The sequence below is a fragment of the Marinobacter sediminicola genome (assembly GCF_031157525.1).
In the GTDB taxonomy this organism is placed as follows: Bacteria; Pseudomonadota; Gammaproteobacteria; order Pseudomonadales; family Oleiphilaceae; genus Marinobacter; species Marinobacter sediminicola.
Window position 1 is genome coordinate 406,758 of sequence record NZ_JAVIXR010000001.1, and the last position, 19,273, is coordinate 426,030.

The following is a 19,273-nucleotide window of genomic DNA, read 5'->3' on the forward strand; positions in this document are numbered from 1 at the left end:
CTATGCTGGACACTACACCTCAAACCTATACGCGAGCCGATGAAGCCTTTGATTGTCTGCAAACAGCAATCGTAAAAGGAGATCTTGCACCGGGTGACAAAATCGGCGAACTGGATCTTTGCTCCCGCTTCGATCTGACCCGTGGCCCGCTCCGGGAGGCCCTGGGCCGGCTGGAGTCCCGCGGGCTGCTAGTTCGACGCCCCCATGCGGGTGTGCGTGTGGTCTCGTTAAGCACGACGGAACTGGTGGAGTTGTACCGCATACGGGAAATCATGGAAGGTCTCGCCGCACGTCAGGCTGCGGAGCGCATGACCGATCAGGAGATTGCCGATCTACAAGCCACGCTCGACGCTCACGAAACCATGATCGATGAAGCCCACGGGCAGGCGTATTATCAGGCAGAAGGGGATTACGACTTCCATCACCGTATTGCCACTGGCAGCCGGAATGTCAAGCTGGCTCAGATGCTGCTGGGCGATCTTTATTACATGGTGCGAATGTACCGCTACCGGTTAAGCACTTCCGCTGGGCGCCCCCATCGGGCCCTCGGAGAACACCGCCGCATTGTTGAAGCCATCGCGCAGCGTGATGGTGAACTCGCAGAATTTCTGATGAAAAGACACATCAACGCCGCTCGAAAAAACATCGAGAAAAAAATCCAGGAAGGCGTTTTAACGATCTGACCGTACCAATCATTTAAAGAGAGGGAATAATCATGTCCAACAAGCTCTCCCCGGGCGCGCGTTTTCGCAAAGCCCTGAACGACAACAAGCCCCTGCAGATTGTAGGCACGATTAACGCATACGCCGCCATGATGGCCGAACGCGTAGGTCATCAGGCTATTTACCTGTCTGGCGGCGGCGTAGCAAACGCCTCTTACGGCTTGCCGGATCTGGGCATGACCAGCCTGAACGATGTGGTAGAAGATGTACGCCGTATCACTGCAGCAACCGAACTGCCGTTGTTGGTAGATATCGATACGGGTTGGGGTGGGGCGTTCAACATTGCCCGCACTATCCAGCAGATGGAACGCGCAGGAGCCGCCGCTGTTCATATTGAAGACCAGGTAGCCCAGAAGCGCTGCGGACACCGCCCGAACAAGGAAATTGTCTCCAAAGAAGAAATGGTTGATCGAATCAAAGCGGCAGCCGATGCCCGTGTAGACAAAGATTTCTTCATCATGGCCCGCACCGATGCCTTCCAGAAAGAAGGCCTGGAAGCAGCCATCGATCGCGCCAAGGCCTGCATTGAAGCCGGTGCTGATGGTATTTTTGCAGAAGCCGTTACCGAGCTGGAACACTACAAAGCCTTCTCGGAAGCACTGGGCGACGTACCTTTGCTGGCCAACATTACCGAATTTGGCGCTACACCGCTTTATAATCGCAAAGAGCTGGGTGAAGCAGGTGCGAGCATGGTTCTGTACCCGCTGAGTGCCTTCCGCGCCATGAACAAAGCGGCCGTTACCGTGTACCAGAACATTCTTGAGAAGGGCGATCAGAAAGACGTAGTTGATCTGATGCAGACCCGTATGGAACTCTACGATTACCTGAACTATCACGACTTTGAACAGAAGCTTGACCAACTGTTCCAGCAGTCAAAATAATTAGAGGAGAGACATCCATGGCAGAAGCAAAGAAACTCGGTGGCGCAGGCCTTCGCGGACAGGTAGCTGGTGAAACAGCATTGTGCACCGTTGGTAAAACCGGAACCGGCCTGACCTATCGTGGTTATGACGTAAGCGATCTGGCAGACAATGCCCAGTTTGAAGAAGTGGCGTACCTGCTGCTGCGCGGCAAGCTGCCGAACCAGCAGGAACTGGATGCGTACAAAAAGAAGCTCCAAAGCCTGCGTGGACTGCCTGCAGCACTGAAGACCGTTCTTGAGCAGATCCCGAAAGACGCTCACCCCATGGACGTCATGCGCACCGGCGCCTCCATGCTGGGCAACCTGGAAACCGAGAAGGACTTCAGCGAGCAGGACGACAAAATCGACCGCATGCTGGCTCTGTTCCCTGGCATTATCACCTACTGGTACCGCTTCGCCCATGAAGGCGTGCGCATCGAGACCGACAGTGATGTGGATTCCATCGGCGGCCATTTCCTCGAACTGCTCCACGGCAAAAAGCCCAGCGAGCTGCACGAGCGCGTGATGAACGTCTCCCTGATTCTGTACGCCGAGCACGAATTTAACGCCTCCACCTTCACGGCTCGCGTGTGTGCTTCTACCTTGTCTGACATCCACAGCTGTGTAACCGGCGCCATCGGTACCCTGCGTGGCCCACTGCACGGCGGCGCCAACGAAGCGGCGATGGAACTGATTCAGAGATTCCAGACACCAGAGGAAGCGGAAGAAGGCCTGATGGGCATGTTGGCCCGCAAGGAAAAGATCATGGGCTTTGGCCACGCGATCTACAGCGTGTCTGACCCCCGCAACGTGATCATCAAGAAGTGGTCTGAAAAGCTGGCCAAAGAAGTAGGGGATACGGTTCTGTACCCGGTATCCGTGCGTTGTGAAGAAGTTATGTGGCGCGAGAAGAAGCTGTTCTGTAACGCCGACTTCTTCCATGCATCGACGTACCACTTCATGGGCATTCCTACAGAGCTGTTCACGCCGATTTTTGTTATGTCCCGCGTATCCGGTTGGACGGCACACGTGAAAGAGCAGCGTGAAAATAACCGGATCATTCGCCCAAGTGCGGATTACACCGGGCCGGAGCATGCTGAGTGGGTGCCGATTGAGAAGCGGGCTTAAACACTGAACACAAGAGTACTCTTAATGAACACCAACTACCGTAAACCCCTACCAGGTACCGACCTGGATTATTTCGATACCCGCCAGGCCGTTGAAGACATTCAAGCCGGCGCGTACGACAAGCTCCCGTACACCTCCAGAATTCTGGCGGAACAGCTGGTGCGTCGCTGCGATCCCGATGCGCTGACTGATTCCCTTAAGCAGTTCATCGAGCGCAAACGTGATCTCGACTTCCCCTGGTACCCGGCTCGCGTGGTTTGCCACGACATCCTGGGCCAGACAGCTCTGGTGGATCTCGCAGGCCTGCGCGACGCCATTGCAGAGAAGGGTGGTGATCCCGCTAAAGTGAATCCTGTTGTGCCAACCCAGTTGATTGTGGATCACTCTCTGGCTGTTGAGCACGCCGGTTTCGAGGAAGACGCGTTCGAGAAGAACCGTGAAATCGAAGACCGCCGCAACGACGACCGCTTTCATTTCATCAACTGGACCAAAAAAGCGTTCAAGAATGTGGATGTTATCCCGCCGGGTAACGGAATCATGCACCAGATCAACCTGGAGAAAATGTCTCCGGTAGTTCAGGCCCGCGCAGATGGCGAAGGCAAGAAGGTAGCTTTTCCAGACACCTGTGTAGGTACAGACAGCCACACGCCAATGGTGGATGCCCTGGGTGTTATATCCGTAGGTGTTGGTGGTCTGGAAGCCGAGAGCGTGATGCTGGGCCGTGCCTCCATGATGCGCCTACCGGATATTGTGGGTGTTGAGCTCACCGGCAAACTGCAGCCAGGCATTACCAGTACCGATATGGTTCTGGCCCTGACTGAATTCCTGCGTACAGAGCGCGTAGTAGGTGCTTATCTCGAATTCTACGGCGAAGGCGCAGACAGCCTCACCATCGGTGACCGTGCCACCATCTCCAACATGACACCGGAATACGGCGCTACTGCCGCCATGTTCTATATTGATGGCCAGACCATAGACTATCTGAAACTGACCGGCCGTGAAGACGAGCAGGTCGCTTTGGTAGAGAAGTTCGCCAAGCACACAGGCCTCTGGGCAGATGCCCTGAAGACAGCCGAGTACGAGCGGGTTCTGAAATTCGATCTTTCTACCGTTGTGCGCACACTGGCAGGCCCCTCCAACCCTCACGCGCACCTTCCAACCTCTGAGCTTGCGGCACGTGGCATTGCCAGTGAGTGGGAGCAGGAAGAAGGCAAAATGCCGGATGGCGCTGTAATCATCGCTGCTATCACCAGCTGCACAAACACCAGTAACCCTCGCAACATGGTTGCTGCCGGCCTGATTGCCCGTAATGCCAATAAATTAGGCCTTACCCGCAAGCCTTGGGTGAAGTCCTCTCTGGCACCGGGTTCTAAAACCGTTGAAATGTACCTCAACGATGCCGGGTTGTTACCTGAGCTGGAAGATCTCGGCTTCGGCGTGGTGGGCTTCGCATGCACCACCTGTAACGGCATGAGCGGCGCGCTGGATCCGGTTATCCAGAAAGAAGTGGTTGATCGCGATTTGTACGCGACGGCAGTGCTCTCCGGTAACCGTAACTTCGATGGCCGGATTCACCCCTACGCCAAGCAGGCATTCCTGGCTTCACCACCTTTGGTGGTTGCTTACGCCATCGCCGGAACCATCCGATTCGACATCGAGAAAGATGTGCTTGGCTACGATAAGGACGGCAATGCTGTCACCCTGAAAGACATCTGGCCGGATGATGCAGAAATCGACGCCATCGTAAAAGAATCGGTGAAGCCCGAGCAGTTCCGCAGCACCTACATTCCGATGTTCGATGTAACCCAGGAAGCCCACGCCAACATTAGTCCACTGTACGATTGGCGCCCGATGAGTACCTATATTCGTCGCCCGCCATATTGGGAAGGTGGCATGGTTGGTGAGAAGCAGCTGAAAGGTATGCGCCCGCTGGCGGTTCTGCCAGACAACATCACAACGGATCACCTGTCGCCTTCAAACGCGATCATGATGGACAGCGCAGCCGGTGAATACCTGCACAAAATGGGTGTGCCGGAAGTGGACTTCAACTCCTATGCAACCCACCGTGGCGATCACCTGACAGCTCAGCGCGCTACCTTTGCCAACCCGAAACTGTTCAACGAAATGGTGTTGGACGAAAACGGCAAGGTGAAGCAGGGCTCTCTGGCTCGGATCGAACCGGAAGGTAAAGTCACCCGCATGTGGGAAGCCATTGAAACCTACATGGAGCGCAAGCAGCCGCTGATCATCATTGCCGGTGCCGACTATGGTCAGGGCTCCTCCCGTGACTGGGCCGCGAAAGGCGTTGCGCTGGCGGGTGTTGAAGCTATCGCAGCTGAAGGCTTTGAGCGTATTCACCGTACCAACCTGGTGGGTATGGGCGTGATGCCCCTGCAGTTCGAGGAAGGCACTACGCGCAAAACGCTGAAAATTGACGGCACTGAAACCTTTGATGTGGAAGGCAAGCCAGCACCTGGCGGCAAGCTAACGCTGATTATCACCCGCAAAGATGGTAGCTCTGAGAAGGTGCCCGTTCTTTGCAGATTGGATACCGCAGAGGAGTTGCACATCTATTCTGCAGGTGGCGTGTTACAGCGGTTTGCTGAGGACTTTTTGCAGTCTGAAGGTGCGGTTTGAACAATGAGGACAATGAAATGAGTCACGCACCGCAAATCAAAGTCCCCGCCACGTACATCCGTGGCGGCACCAGTAAAGGTGTGTTTTTCCGTTTGGACGATCTCCCCGAGAGGGCCCGTACACCGGGCCCGGCGCGGGATAACCTGTTGCTTCGTGTAATCGGCAGTCCAGACCCCTACCAGAAGCAAACCGATGGTATGGGCGGCGCCACATCCAGCACCAGTAAAACCGTGATCCTGAGTAAAAGCACTCAGCCAGACCACGATGTGGATTACCTGTTCGGCCAGGTAAGCATCGACAAGCCCTTTGTGGATTGGAGCGGCAATTGCGGCAACCTGACTGCTGCTGTCGGCGCTTTTGCGATTAACAGTGGTTTTGTCGCAAAAGACCGCATTCCGGAAAATGGCACGGCGGTGGTGCGCATGTGGCAGGCCAATATCCGCAAGACCATCATTGCCAACGTGCCCATCACCAACGGTGAAGTGCAGGAAACCGGTGATTTCGAGCTGGATGGAGTAACCTTTCCCGCAGCCGAAGTGCAGGTGGAATTCATGGATCCAGCCGATGGCGAAGGCTCCATGTTCCCCACCGGAAACCTGGTGGACGAACTGGAGGTTCCCGGTGTTGGCACCTTGCAAGCCACCATGATCAATGCCGGTATCCCCACGGTGTTTATCAACGCCGACGCTGTCGGCTACAACGGCACGGAACTGCAGGACGACATCAACAGCGATCCCAAAGCCCTGGCGATGTTTGAAAGCATTCGTGCCCATGGCGCTGTGAAGATGGGGCTGATTCAGAATATCGAAGAAGCTGCCGCCCGACAGCACACGCCAAAAGTGGCTTTCGTAGCGCCGCCTGCGGAGTACACGTCGTCCAGTGGCAAGAAGATTGCTACAGGTGATATCGACGTACTAGTGCGCGCGCTCTCCATGGGCAAGCTACACCACGCCATGATGGGCACAGCCGCGGTGGCTATCGCAACCGCAGCGGCCATTCCCGGAACACTGGTGAACCTGGCCGCAGGCGGCGGTGATCGCACCTCAGTCACCTTTGGTCATCCCTCAGGCACCCTGCAAGTTGGCGCAGAAGCCAAAGAAATAGACGGCCAGTGGACAGCCACCAAGGCCATCATGAGCCGAAGTGCCCGCATCCTGATGGAAGGATGGGTGAGGGTGCCCGGAGATAGCTTCTAACAGTAAGTGAAAAACGGGTAACCGGCTCCTTTCGGTCATTGAGCGCTAAGTTTGCTAGGCTGTAGTAAGCAGACACTCAAATCGAAGGAGCCGGTGCTATGTCAGCCACATTCGATCTCAACGAACGCCCCGATTACGACGAAGCCCTCCAGAAGATCGCCGATTACGTCCTCACCTATGAAGTAACGAGCAAGGAAGCCTGGAACACGGCGCGCCACTGTCTTATGGACACCCTTGGCTGTGGCCTGCTGGCTTTACGCTTTCCGGATTGCACCAAACACCTTGGGCCGATTGTGGAGGGCACGGTTGTTCCCCACGGCGCCCGGGTTCCCGGTACCTCATTCAGGCTCGATCCTGTAAAAGCAGCCTGGGATATCGGCTGTATCGTGCGCTGGCTCGACTATAACGACACCTGGCTGGCGGCGGAATGGGGGCATCCTTCGGATAACCTCGGTGGCATACTGGCTGTAGCGGATCACCTGTCGCAAAAGCGCGTTGCGGAAGGGAAGGCACCGCTAACCATGCGCGACGTTCTCGAAGCCATGGTTATGGCCCACGAAATCCAGGGCGTGCTCGCTTTGGAAAACTCCTTCAATCGCGTGGGTCTGGATCACGTTATATTGGTGAAAGTGGCTTCAACAGCCGTCACCGCGAAGCTCATGGGCGCCACTCGTGAGCAAATGCTGTCTGCGCTCTCCCATGCCTGGGTTGATGGTCAGGCCCTGCGAACATACCGCCACGCACCCAATGCCGGTTCGAGGAAATCCTGGGCTGCCGGTGATGCCACGTCCCGTGCCGTTCGACTTGCAGACATCGCCATGCGCGGGGAAATGGGTATCCCAAGCGCACTGACCGCGCCTCAGTGGGGTTTTTACGATGTGCTATTTAGCAAAACCAACAAAGACCAGGCTTTGAAACCGGAAGACAAGCGCCAGTTTTCGTTACCTCAGGAGTTTGGTTCCTATGTGATGGAAAACATACTTTTCAAAGTATCTTTCCCCGCAGAGTTCCATGCCCAGACGGCAGCCGAAGCCGCGGTAACGCTTCATCCACAGGTTAAAGGTCGTCTCGAAGAGATTGACCGAATCGTAATAACCACACACGAATCTGCCATTCGCATCATTTCCAAGGTCGGTAAACTGGCGAATGCTGCAGACAGAGATCACTGCCTGCAATACATGGCAGCTGTGCCGCTTATTTTTGGTGATCTGGTGGCTGAGCATTACGAAGACAGCTTCCACGAAGCCAACCCACTCATCGATGAGCTCAGAGACAAGATGGAAATCGTTGAGGATGAGCGCTATACCCGTGAGTATCTCGAGGCAGATAAGCGCTCTATAGCGAATGCCATCCAGGTGTTCTTCAAGGATGGCTCCAGCACGGAGAAAGTGGCTGTGGAATACCCGATCGGTCACCGCAGGCGCAGAGAGGAGAGCATTCCACTTCTATCTGACAAGTTCCGGGCTAATCTGGCAACCCGTTTTCCGGCGCAAAGATGCGAGCAGATCTTCGGCGCCTGCAAAAACCAGAAGAGCCTGGAAAACATCCCGGTTCACGAGTTTGTGGGCATGTTCGTTATCTGATCGGGTCGAACAGCGTCTACTTTCTGCCCGGAGATAGGGGTTTTACATTATCCGGCACACCATGGTTTTCCCTGCGGGCAGATTGCTCGTCGGGGAAAATGTTGGCTAGCCTGCTATCAATACGCTCCAGTGCTTCCGCCATGCGGACGAGCGCCTGGCCCACACCCGCCAAATCGCCAGAGGTCCCGGTTTGTTCTGGGGTCGCGTGCTCCCGCTTCTTCAGGCCAGTCAACTTCGGCGTGTTCACCGGCAGATCATCACCCAGCAAATCCTTACGAATGGATTTCAAGTCATGGGGATCAATAAACGGCCGGTCTTCCGAGTAAGCACACATCATCATGCCGTCACACAGCTTGTTAATCAGACGTGGGATGCCCTTGCTCAGCTTGTGAATCTCGCGAACCGTGTCCCCATCAAACAGTTTGTTGCCGCCGTGGCCGGAAACCAGGAGCCGGTAATCAATATATTCAGCGGTTTCTTTTGGAGAGAGGCCTTCCAGGTGGAAGAACAGCTTTACCCGCTGGGCCAGCTGCGGGATATCCAGTACGGCCTGTTTGAGTTCTGGCTGGCCCAGGAGAATAACCCGCATTGAGGGCCCGCCCATGCTTTCCATACCGGCCAGCATACGAATATCTTCAAGGTTTTCCCGGGTGAGGTTCTGGGCTTCATCAATGGTCAATACCACCGGGGTACCCGCTTTGGCCATTTGCTCAAGGTAGTCCGAGATCTGGAAAAGCATGGCTACTTTGCTCTCGTCCTCCACCTTCATCCCCGCCTTGCGAAGAATGAGGCCAAACAGATCCTTGGATTCAAGGTTGGTGTAAGAGATGTTGAGCAGCTTCAGATTACCTTCAAGGTTGCGGATGGTCTTTTTCAACAGGGTTGTCTTGCCAGACCCAATCTCACCGCTGATAACCACAAAGCCCTCAGAACTCCAGATCGCTGAAGACATGTATACATAAGCCCGTGAATGTTGCTGGCTCATGTAAATGAAATCGTCTTCCGGCGTAATACGGAAGGGATGTCTATGGAGACCGAAAAATTCCAGATACATAGTCAATTCCTGTTCAGCTCATTGCCCTGAATCAGGCGAGGCGGATCATCTGATCGCTGCGCAGCAGGGTTTTGTCTGGTTCGTAGGCATTATAGCTCTCACTCACAGTTCCGAATCGGAAATCCCCAAGCAAGCGCTCAAGGCGACCGTAACATTGGTCCAGATTAGTATAATGTCGGAAGCGGGAAAACCAGCTTGCGTTATCGTAACGTGGCTGGTCCGGGTCTATTTCCCAAGGGTGCAGGTAAAACATTTGCGGTCGCGCCCCAAAACCGGACGCATTGCGAAACAGATACCGGAATACCGGGTAAGGGAACTGGCGAAAATAGCCACCCCCTGCAGCGGGAATAGAAAGCCCCATGATGTGCGCCGTGGTTAACGGGAACTCACGGATAATCGCCCCGCTGGCGGTTTGGATAGAGTAGGGTGCGGTTGGAGAATCGGGAATGCCGTAATTATCATGCCGAATAGGGAAAATACTCGAATCCCAGGTAAATCCTGCTTCGCTTAATATATCCAGCGCCCAGAGAGACTCACGGGTAATGGAATAGCTTGCAGCGCGGTAACCGTCAACAGATTTGCCAGTGATATCTTCCAAGAGTGCTTTGGAGCGAACCGTTTCTTCCCGGAACACATCTTGAGTCTGGTTGTAGATGAGTTGGTGGCTGTACCCGTGGGAGGCGATTTCGTGGCCATGGTCGGATAATGTTCGAATCAGGGCAGGAAATCGTTCGGCAACCCAGCCAAGCACAAAAAAGGTCGCCTTCACATCGTGCTTTTCAAACAGCGCCAGCAGCCGTTCGGTGTTCTGCTCCACCCGGGAGGGTAGCGAGCCCCATTGCTCTGGGCGGATCACACCAGAAAGAGCCGCAACGTGGAAGTAATCTTCTACGTCTATGCTCATGGCGTGCAAAGGTTGGGGTCTATCCTGACTTGGCATGGGTGCTCCTTTCCAGTGGTACCAATAAAAAAACAGTACCTAGGCCTTAATTTTCACTCACTGCCCGCGCAAATACAATTCTTGATGCAAGTAAAGTCTGCTTGCAACGAAAAACAATGTAAAACTGTGTAACCAAAAGATACAATGTGTTGAGATTACTTGCTGGCCAGCGCAAAATGGGCCACTAAATTAAAAAGGAACCAGTGGAAAGGGTGTCGCTCAAAGCTAAGTGAGCGTGATCTGCTGGAGAATTTGATGTTGGTCTGGCGCAGGTTGTTGTGCAGACGACAAGGAAGTTCGGCGTGACGTATATACGGTTCAGAAAACACTATCTTCATATTCCCTATCTCGCGCTTGCTGCGCTGGAATTTATCGTTCTTTATGCGATTTTTTCCTCTCTGGGATTGCTGCTCTCCATTGCGGGGGTCGGTTACCCATCGGTTGACACAAATATCCTTTCAGCGAGCCTGTTCGCTCTGATCCTGAGTTGCGGAACCCTTGCCATGGGCGGCTACCTTGCCATGGTTCATGAAAGCTTTTCAGCCCTGTTTTTTCGCACCCTGGTTGCCTATTGCTTTGTCGGCGGAATCGGCCTGAAACTGCTTTATCTAATCGTACCAACGGCAAACCCCGGCAGCACAAATCTGTTTTGGGCGGTTATTTGCGCATCATTGGTTGTCATTATTTTGCGGCTGACGTTTTTACGAGTGGTGGATTCGGAGACGCTGGTGCGCCGTGTAGTGATCTTCGGGGCTGGTGATTTTGCAGCCAATCTTCTTGATGAGTACGAGCGCAATATGCGCGCATTGGGCGTGCGAATCATCGGCTGTATTTCGGATAATCCGAACGGAGCGGTCGATGCCGACAAATTATTGCCTACGCCTTACGATTTCTACCAGTTCTGTCGGCAAAACAAAGTGTCGGAAATAGTTATCGCGCAACAAGAGCGCCGCCGTAATGAGGGCGGATGGCTTCCTGTTCCGGATCTGATGGAGTGCAAACTTCGCGGTATTGCCATTACCAACGGCATAGATTTTTACGAGCGGGAGCTGAAGAAAGCCAAGCTCGATATGGTTCACCCATCATGGATTGTGTTTTCCGAAGGGTTTAAGGCATCAAAGTCACGTGCTTTTGCAAAACGATCTTTGGATCTGTTGATCAGCCTCACGCTTCTCGCCGTCATGATACCGTTTATTATTCTTACCGCGATTGCCGTATTTTTGGAAACCGGCCGACCTATCCTCTACAGCCAGAACCGTGTAGGTATGCTGGGTAAGGAATTTCGAATCTACAAGTTTCGGAGCATGCGGCAAGATGCCGAGAAAGATGGCAAAGCCCAGTGGGCGTCAGCGAATGACAACCGTGTTACCCGGGTAGGTGCGTTCATACGCAACACGCGCCTGGATGAATTGCCGCAGATCTATAACGTGATCAAAGGTGAAATGAGCATCGTTGGGCCACGCCCGGAAAGGCCAGAGTTTGTCTCTGAACTGAAAGAGAAAATTCCGTTTTACGATACCCGACATTATGTAAAGCCTGGCCTGATGGGCTGGGCGCAACTTAAATATCCCTATGGTGCATCCGTTGAAGACGCCCGGGGTAAGCTGGAGTACGATCTTTACTACTCCAAAAATCATAGCCTTTTGATGGATTTTCTGATCATGATCCAAACAGTGGAAGTGATCCTCCTGGGTAAAGGCGTACGGTAACGGTTCTGCCATACTGAACTACAGAACAATAAGGGATTGGAGGGCATTTATGACTAGCTTCACGTTTATGCGGATGGGTTTGATTGCAATTCTGGGTCTGTTTATTACGGCCTGCGCAGGTTTGCCGTCTTCCGCCGACATGCCTCCGGCATCCGAGTTGGAGGCCGAGCCCTATGAGATTGGGGTGGGCGACACCATCTCTATTCACGTATGGCGTAACCCCGAGCTGGGGCAATCCATTGTGGTTCGCCCGGACGGGTATATCTCCATGCCCCTGATGGGCGACGTGAAAGCTGAAGGTAAAAAGCCCGAGCAGCTGGCGGCTGAAATCAGTGACAACCTGGGCGAGTTTATTCGCACGCCCGAAGTAACCGTGATGGTTACCAATCCGCTCAGTAAAGAGTTCCGTAACCGGGTTCGCGTGACCGGACAGGTGGGAGCGCCACAATCGGTGGCCTTTCAGCCAGGCATGACCGTGCTCGACGTTGTACTGATGGCAGGTGGTGTTACTGATTTTGCAGCCGATAGCCGTGCTGTTCTGCATCGCCAGATCAACGGCGAATATCAAAGTTTTGGGCTGGATCTTGAGGCCATTCTGACCGATGGCGACATGCGCACAAACCATAGCTTGCAGCCTGGGGATGTCATCAGCGTACCCCGGAAACAGCTGTTTCGAGGCGAGCTCTAATGGACATACAGTTCATTCTCGACACCCTTCGTGCGGTAAAGCTTGAGCTTTACCGGCACAGACTGGCTGCGGTCATCATTTTTATGGCCGTGACTGCAGGAGTGTTGACGCTGGGCTATGTAACACCTAAAAGCTATACCTCCCAAGCAGTTTTGTACGCCGACCAATCCAATATTCTGCAGCCCTTGTTACGGGGCCAGGCAGAAGTGACTCAGCTTGATCGTATTAACGAAGCTCGCGAGATGATGCAGAGCCGGACATTTCTTGAGCAGGTTGCTCTGGATACCGGGCTGATCAGGGGCGGTGAAACGGACGCAATTCGGAACGGAAAAATCAGCGATTTGCGAAAGCAGGTCGGCATTCGGGTATCCAACCGAAATTTCCTTGAGTTGAGCTATACCAGTAGAAGCCCAGACGAATCCTTCCAGGTTCTCAGCGCGGTATTGAACCGTTTTATCGAGCGCACCGTGCGAAAGAAGCGTTCCGAAAGTCAGGGGGCGTTTGAGTTTATTGATTCCCAGGTTAAGTCCTACCAGCGCCAGCTTGAAGAAGCCGAGCAGCGGTTGAAGGAATTCAAATCCGGTAACCAGGATGGCACTGAGAGTAGCGTTCTCGCACGAATAGAAAATCTGCGCAGGGATATTGAAAACCTTAAGTTGGAGATCCAGCAAACCGAATCTGAGGTAAAGCTTACCCGCAGTCAGCTGGCGAACGAGCAGCCGGTACGCCGCATCACTGTAGACCCAGGCAAGTCCTCTGCCGAGAGGCGGTTAGTCGCTATGCGGCAGGAATTGGACTCGCTGTTGTTGCGTTATCATGAACGTCACCCCGATGTGGTCAGCGTTCAGGATCAGATTGCCGATCTCGAGAAGCGCGTATCCACGCAAACCGATGATGATCGGGATGGTGGTGTTACCGAGGTGATGGAAAATCCGGTATACGAAAACCTTAAAATTCAACTCTCCGATAGCACAACCCGGTTGGCCGTTCAGAAAAACCGCCTGGCATCCCTGGAGCGACTTCTCGAAGAATCGTTTGTTCGCTCGCAACGCGTGGCAGAGAACCAAGCACAGCTTTCAGAATTAACCCGGGATTACGACGTGACCCGTGGTGTTTACGAAGACATGCTGCAGCGCCGGGAAAAAGCCCGGTTGTCGATGACGTTGGACGTTCAGGGTGAAGGCGTAAGCTACAAGATTCAGGAGCCAGCCACATATCCTACTCACTGGGATGGCCTGCAATTGTATCAGGTCGGTCTTGCGGGCCCGTTCCTGGGTAGTGCCATGGTTTTGGGTCTGCTGGTAATGCTCGTGATGTTTGATCAGCGTGTTCGCTCGCCCCGCGCACTGCAATTGGCCCTGCCGGAATCCATTCCCGTGCTGACCAGCATTCCCCATTACAGAAGTACCTGGAAAGATCGCTTGCTGCGCAAAGATGTGTTGTCGATTCTGCTGATGCTGGCGGTGTTTATGACAGCGTATCTGGCTGTGCTTGTGTTCAGCGTGATGGGCATTACCCCCGAACAATTGATCAACAAAGCGGGCGAGTTAACCGGGCTGGGGGGAGGTCGCATCTAATGGAAGACAACAAACTCTATAATGCCCTGCTTAAAAGCCAGGAAGAACAACGCCAACTCAAGCATGGTCGTGGTGAAGCAAATGCGGACGACAACTTCCGCACAGAGCGCCCCTACGCAGGCTCCGACAGAGAAAAGCCAAACTGGACCCGGGTGGATACCAATCGGAATGATCACCCTCCCACGGTTTACGATGCATCGGTCTCTTTGTCATTGATTGGTAATCCGCGGCCCTGGAGTCGTGAGCAGTTACGCGAGCGCAAAATAATCTTCTCGGGTATGGCCGATAAAGAAGTCATGGATGCATACCGGGAGTTGCGTATACAACTGCGCAACCGGGCGGGTGAGGGGAAAAGCTTCACGGTTATGTTCAGCAGTTTAGGCAGCGGCCCCGGTGGCCTGCTGACGGCTTACAACCTGGCAGCCGCGTTTGCTCTGGACTCACAAACCTCTGCTTTGCTTGTGGATTGTGATCCTTACAGTAATGAATTGGCAGGATTGGTTTCCAGCCCTATGGATGCGGGTGTGACGGATTTCGTTGCCGATCGCTCCATGGCCATCAAATCCATCCTATATTCCAGCGGTGTAGAGCGGCTCACAGTGATTCCGGCAGGTACCCAGGCCTCTTCTGCGGTTGAGTTGTTCTCCGCCGTTCGTATGCGGGAACTGATTACTGAATTGAAGGCTCGTTATCCTGATCGCTGCATTGTCCTCAATGCGCCGCCTTTCAGAGAAAATACCGAGGCGCGGATTCTTGAGCGTTTCGCAGACCAGATAGTATTCGGCGTTCCATTTGGTGAAGTCACAGGGGAAATCATTGAAGATTCCGTGGATGCGCTTGGATCTGACAAATTCTCCGGCCTGATTTTTCAGGAGTAGCACAGTGGAGCGAAGAGCAGGGACAGGGATTGCAAACAACTACCGCCTCGCCAGTATATTGGTTGGCGCTTGCGGTGTTGTCTGGTCATTCGCAGCAACGGCGCAGGACCCCAGTGACGACATTTCAGTGCTCTCCGGTTCTGCCTCTGTGTTCACCGCTGTTACTCACACCCGCACAGATCAAGGCACGTATACGGATACCAATACGGAGCCGGGAGTGGGTGTATCCGGGGTTATAGGAGGCTCTCTGGAGAAAGGCGCCAATGCGCTGGTGCTTCAGTATGGCGGTACGGTTGATACCAGTTGGCAATCGGCGGATTCGGATCAGTCCGACAACAGCACTATTAATGGCGCAGCCCGATACACCCATCAAGACCCCAGTAGCCGGTTAGACTTTAACCTCGGCCATACAGTCAACTCAGTGCGTAACGACACAGGGTTTGTAATCAACCCGTCGAGTTACGACGTGCAGAACAGCCTCAGCGCAGGCGCAGGGCTGCGGTTTTACCCGGGCGAACTCACAACACTAAGATTCTCCGGCCAGGCTGGCCGCACGTTTGGCGAAGACACTCTGAACGACCAGAAATCGGTAACCGCCAGTAGCCAATTATCACGTAGGCTCACTGAGCGCTCCACTGGCAGTCTCAACGCCAGTCGAAGCTGGTCTGAGGAGCAGCGTACCGATATCACCATCGACACAGTGCAGTTGGTATACAGCTACGATGCGGAAGGTGGCTTTTTCAGTATTGGAGGCGGCGGTAGCAAAGCAAATTCGGAATACCCAGACGGTACACTCAGCGAAAATGAAGCGATAACCGGCTTTTTGGAACGCTCCTGGGTTACGTCCGATTGGCGTACAGCCATCAAATACGACCGCAGCATGTCTGACAGCGCCACAGATCTTTCTACAGGCTTCCCACCGGAGTTTTCATTCCTGCCCGAGACCATTCGGTTGCGAGAACTGGTTGTTACCGACGCACTGCTATTTACCCACAACAACCAACGGGTTTGCGATGTATGTGATCTTGGCATCTATGCAGAGGGTTCAATTCTGGAATCCCAGGTTTCCGGTGCTACCACCCATGAATACCGCGCCGGTACCACGCTTGGTTTTCAGCTGACGGCGCTTCAAAGGCTAACCCTGGGATACAGCTGGAACGCCGAAGCAGATGAAGACGCCAACATAATTATTGAGCAAATTCATCGTTTTACTACTAGCTGGAGTAGGCAGCTGGCTGAAAATACAACCTTTGGTGTGGAGTTCAACCAATCGTACTTGCGAACGCGCCTGGCCCGAAGCGATGAAGAACAATTTGAACTGCGCTTTGTGCTGACTCACGGTTTTGCACTGAGCAGGCAGCGTTGATAGCTGGCCAATAGAGCTATGCACAGTAGCGCGGCGATACGACAGTCAGGAATGGAATCATGTTTGAACAAAAGAAGGAAATACGGCTCCCACCGGAGACACCACCACAACTTATCGTGGTGATTGATACCGAAGAAGAGTTTGATTGGAGCGCCGAGCCAGACGCCAAGGCAAATCGGGTGACCGCCATGGCCCACATCGACCGTGCTCAAAGCATCTTTAATGAGTATGGCATTCGCCCGTGTTACGTCATTGATTATCCGGTCGCCAGCCAGCCGCGTGGTTATGGGTTGCTCAAACAGTTTGCCGAGAAAAACCAGTGTGAAATTGGGGCACATCTCCACCCCTGGGTGAACCCGCCCCAGGAAGAAATACTGTCCCGCTCGAACATGTACCCGGGTAATTTGCCGGAAGGTCTTGAACGGGAAAAACTTCGCGTGTTACGCGACACGATCGAGAAGAACTTCGGCAAGGCCCCTGTTGCCTACAAAGCCGGGCGTTACGGTTTTGGGCCTAATACCACGGGCATTCTTCAGGAACTGGGGTTCACTATTGATTTATCTGTTTGCCCACCCCTGGATTCCCGTGAGGATGGCGGGCCGGACTATCGCAGGTACAACGCACACCCGTTCTGGTTTGGTGGGTCCGATAAACCCATTTTGGAGATTCCCTGCACCGGTGGCTTTATCGGCTGGGCCCAACCTGTGGCTGTCCCGCTGTACGAGGCGGCGCAACGGCTGCGTAAGTTTAAGGCTCCGGGCATTCTCGCTCGGGCCGGCGCGGTAGATAGGCTAATGCTTTCTCCGGAAGGGTTCACACCGGCCGAACACATCAAGCTTACAAGGGCACTCTACAATCAGGGCGTACGCACGTTCACTTGGAGCTTCCATAGCCCCAGCGTAGTGCCGGGTAACACGACTTATGTACAGAACGAGGCCCAATTAAAGGCGTTTCTGGACAGCTTTCGACAGTTTTTCGATTTCTTTTTCAACGAATTAGGCGGTCAGGCTTCATCGCCCACCCGCGTTCGCCAGTATATGGAGAGTAAGGCATGAAGGTGCTAGGGATATCCCCGCTAGACAAAGACTCAACAGTTTCAATTGTTGAAGATGGCAACATCCTCTTCGCCGCGGGTGAAGAACGGTTTACCAGAACCAAGCAGCAATCCGGTTTCCCGCGCTTGGCACTGGAGAAAGCACTTGCGTACACCGGCCTCTCCATGAGCGACTTCGACCTGGTGTGCTATCCGTTCCTCACCTGGGAGAACGAACAGAAGCTGTTCACAAAAAACCTGGAAGATGAGAAGACCTTTATCAAAGGTTTTCAACCCAAGGATCTAAGCCCACAGATCAAAGATGCATTGGGCAGAGTGCCAGATCGCAATCAGCCGATTCACGGCCTTCAGCACCCCAACGCCATTATGGAAAAAGGGTTTCTGCATAACTCTTATTACAACATGGCTGGTGTGCAGAAGCTGGCGTCTAACAACGCGGCTCTGAAATCCTCCCGGCAGTGGGGTGAGGGTGCAACCGAATCGTTCCAACAGTGGGAAAACGAACTCGTTCAAGGCTTGAGTGAAATGGGCTGGACCAAGCCAGTCAAGCGCATGGATCACCACCTGTCTCACGCTGCCAACAGTTTTCTGTGCAGTGGCTATGAGCGTGCACTGTGCGTGACTCTGGATGGCTACGGCTCCGGCTTGGCCGGTTCGGTGAGCGAAGCGCGGGATGGTAAAATCCACCGCTTGCATGGACTGCCATTCCCGAACTCGCTCGGTACCCTCTACGAGCACGTGACATCCAGCCTTGGTTTCAAGCCCAGCCGTCACGAAGGTAAAATTGTGGGGTTGGCCTCTTACGGCGACCCAGAAATCCTCGGCGAAATTCTTCTCTCCCGCATTGAGCAGAAGCCGGGTGACTTCCGGATTTACGAAGCAAATAACGTATTTTTCTCCCGTTATCTGGCCTCCAAATTCCCGAAAATCGATGTGGCAGCCGCTTACCAGTATGTGCTGGAGAAGGTAGCGACCAACTACATTCGCTACTGGGTGGAAAAAACCGGTATTGACACCATCGTGCTGTCTGGCGGTGTAACGGCAAACGTAAAGCTGAACCAGCGTATTTTTGAAATCGAGGGTGTTAACCACATCTTCGTGTACCCGAACATGGGCGATGGTGGCTGTGGCACAGGCGCTGCGCTCTATCACAGCTGGCCAGGTGGGGTTAAACCCTCCATCGTGAATGCCTACATGGGCCCGGATTATTCCGAAGCCGAAATGGAAAAGGCGCTCAAGGCGGAAAACCTGCAGTATCGCCGGCCTGAGAATCTGGCGGCTGAAGTCGCCGCGTTGATTCACGGCGGCGAAGTGGTCGCAAGGTTCGATGGCCGCATGGAATATGGCCCAAGGTCCCTGGGTAACCGCTCCATTTTGTACCACGCCCGCGAACCGGAAGTGAACCAGTGGCTGAACAAGCGCCTTGGTCGCACCGAGTTCATGCCGTTCGCACCGGTTACGCTCTACGAAGCCCGCGAGAAGTGCTACCTCAATATCAAAGGCGCTGAGCATGCAGCTGAATTCATGACGGTTACATTTGACTGCACCGACTTCATGAAAGAAAACTGCCCGGCGGCCGTGCACGTAGATGGCACAGCCAGGCCGCAGCTTATCCAGCGTGAAGCCAACCCCGGCTATTACGACATATTGAGTGAATACGAAAAGCTCAGCGGCATCCCAAGCCTGATCAACACCAGTTTCAATATGCACGAAGAGCCCATCGTCAACTCTCCGGAAGACGGGGTAAGAGCCTTCATTCAGGGTGCTCTGGACTATCTCGCTATAGGCCCATTCCTGGTAAAACACCCGAACCCCGGGCACTGAACAGGCAACGGACGTA

The 19,273-nt window shown here is 53.9% G+C and carries 15 protein-coding genes; 13 read left to right on the forward strand and 2 right to left on the reverse strand.

Annotation, left to right across the window (positions count from 1 at the left end; all coding sequences use genetic code 11):
* Nucleotides 1-2 precede the first annotated feature (2 nt).
* From RG807_RS01840 to prpD, 6 genes are all read left to right on the forward strand, one after another.
* Nucleotides 3-683, forward strand: coding sequence for a GntR family transcriptional regulator (locus RG807_RS01840; protein WP_309043322.1), 681 nt, complete (start codon nucleotides 3-5; stop codon nucleotides 681-683).
* Nucleotides 684-715: 32 nt separating this feature from the next.
* On the forward strand, nucleotides 716-1,603 hold the full coding sequence (prpB, locus tag RG807_RS01845) for a methylisocitrate lyase (protein ID WP_309043323.1): 888 nt from the start codon (nucleotides 716-718) through the stop codon (nucleotides 1,601-1,603).
* Between the two features lie 17 nt (nucleotides 1,604-1,620).
* Nucleotides 1,621-2,751 (forward strand): bifunctional 2-methylcitrate synthase/citrate synthase, encoded by a 1,131-nt coding sequence (gene prpC / locus RG807_RS01850; RefSeq protein WP_309043324.1) that lies wholly within the window; start codon nucleotides 1,621-1,623, stop codon nucleotides 2,749-2,751.
* Between the two features lie 24 nt (nucleotides 2,752-2,775).
* Nucleotides 2,776-5,388, forward strand: coding sequence for a Fe/S-dependent 2-methylisocitrate dehydratase AcnD (gene acnD / locus RG807_RS01855; RefSeq protein ID WP_309043325.1), 2,613 nt, complete (start codon nucleotides 2,776-2,778; stop codon nucleotides 5,386-5,388).
* A 17-nt stretch (nucleotides 5,389-5,405) separates the two neighbouring features.
* Nucleotides 5,406-6,584 (forward strand): 2-methylaconitate cis-trans isomerase PrpF, encoded by a 1,179-nt coding sequence (gene prpF / locus RG807_RS01860; RefSeq protein WP_309043326.1) that lies wholly within the window; start codon nucleotides 5,406-5,408, stop codon nucleotides 6,582-6,584.
* Between the two features lie 98 nt (nucleotides 6,585-6,682).
* The gene (prpD, locus tag RG807_RS01865; RefSeq protein ID WP_309043327.1) at nucleotides 6,683-8,167 is read left to right on the forward strand and encodes a 2-methylcitrate dehydratase; all 1,485 of its coding nucleotides are present in this window, start codon (nucleotides 6,683-6,685) and stop codon (nucleotides 8,165-8,167) included.
* Between the two features lie 16 nt (nucleotides 8,168-8,183).
* Here the strand turns inward: prpD and RG807_RS01870 are convergent, their stop codons facing one another.
* The gene (locus RG807_RS01870) at nucleotides 8,184-9,221 is read right to left on the reverse strand and encodes an ExeA family protein (protein WP_309043328.1); all 1,038 of its coding nucleotides are present in this window, start codon (nucleotides 9,219-9,221) and stop codon (nucleotides 8,184-8,186) included.
* A 31-nt stretch (nucleotides 9,222-9,252) separates the two neighbouring features.
* Entirely contained in the window at nucleotides 9,253-10,161 is a 909-nt protein-coding gene (locus RG807_RS01875; protein WP_309043329.1) for an XrtA system polysaccharide deacetylase, read from the reverse strand.
* 302 nt (nucleotides 10,162-10,463) lie between these two features.
* On the opposite strand from RG807_RS01875, the gene RG807_RS01880 reads away from it, so the two are divergent.
* From RG807_RS01880 to RG807_RS01910, 7 genes are read left to right on the forward strand one after another with little or no spacing between them, the layout of a single operon-like run.
* Nucleotides 10,464-11,870, forward strand: coding sequence for a TIGR03013 family XrtA/PEP-CTERM system glycosyltransferase (locus RG807_RS01880; protein ID WP_309043330.1), 1,407 nt, complete (start codon nucleotides 10,464-10,466; stop codon nucleotides 11,868-11,870).
* A gap of 49 nt (nucleotides 11,871-11,919) precedes the next feature.
* Nucleotides 11,920-12,558 carry an XrtA/PEP-CTERM system exopolysaccharide export protein gene (locus RG807_RS01885; RefSeq protein ID WP_309043331.1) on the forward strand — a complete coding sequence of 213 codons (639 nt, stop codon included), beginning with the start codon at nucleotides 11,920-11,922 and terminating at the stop codon, nucleotides 12,556-12,558.
* Nucleotides 12,558-14,135, forward strand: a complete 1,578-nt coding sequence (locus tag RG807_RS01890) for an XrtA system polysaccharide chain length determinant (protein ID WP_309043332.1) — start codon at nucleotides 12,558-12,560, stop codon at nucleotides 14,133-14,135. Before RG807_RS01885 ends, RG807_RS01890 begins: the two co-directional genes overlap by 1 nt.
* Entirely contained in the window at nucleotides 14,135-15,013 is an 879-nt protein-coding gene (locus RG807_RS01895; RefSeq protein WP_309043333.1) for a P-loop NTPase family protein, read from the forward strand. Before RG807_RS01890 ends, RG807_RS01895 begins: the two co-directional genes overlap by 1 nt.
* 4 nt (nucleotides 15,014-15,017) lie before the next feature.
* Nucleotides 15,018-16,379, forward strand: coding sequence for a hypothetical protein (locus tag RG807_RS01900; protein WP_309043334.1), 1,362 nt, complete (start codon nucleotides 15,018-15,020; stop codon nucleotides 16,377-16,379).
* A 59-nt stretch (nucleotides 16,380-16,438) separates the two neighbouring features.
* A complete protein-coding gene (locus RG807_RS01905) occupies nucleotides 16,439-17,434 on the forward strand; it encodes a polysaccharide deacetylase family protein (protein ID WP_309043335.1) in 996 nt (331 codons plus the stop codon).
* Nucleotides 17,431-19,257 carry a carbamoyltransferase family protein gene (locus RG807_RS01910; protein ID WP_309043336.1) on the forward strand — a complete coding sequence of 609 codons (1,827 nt, stop codon included), beginning with the start codon at nucleotides 17,431-17,433 and terminating at the stop codon, nucleotides 19,255-19,257. The genes RG807_RS01905 and RG807_RS01910 overlap by 4 nt, the downstream gene beginning before the upstream one ends.
* Nucleotides 19,258-19,273: the final 16 nt, after the last annotated feature.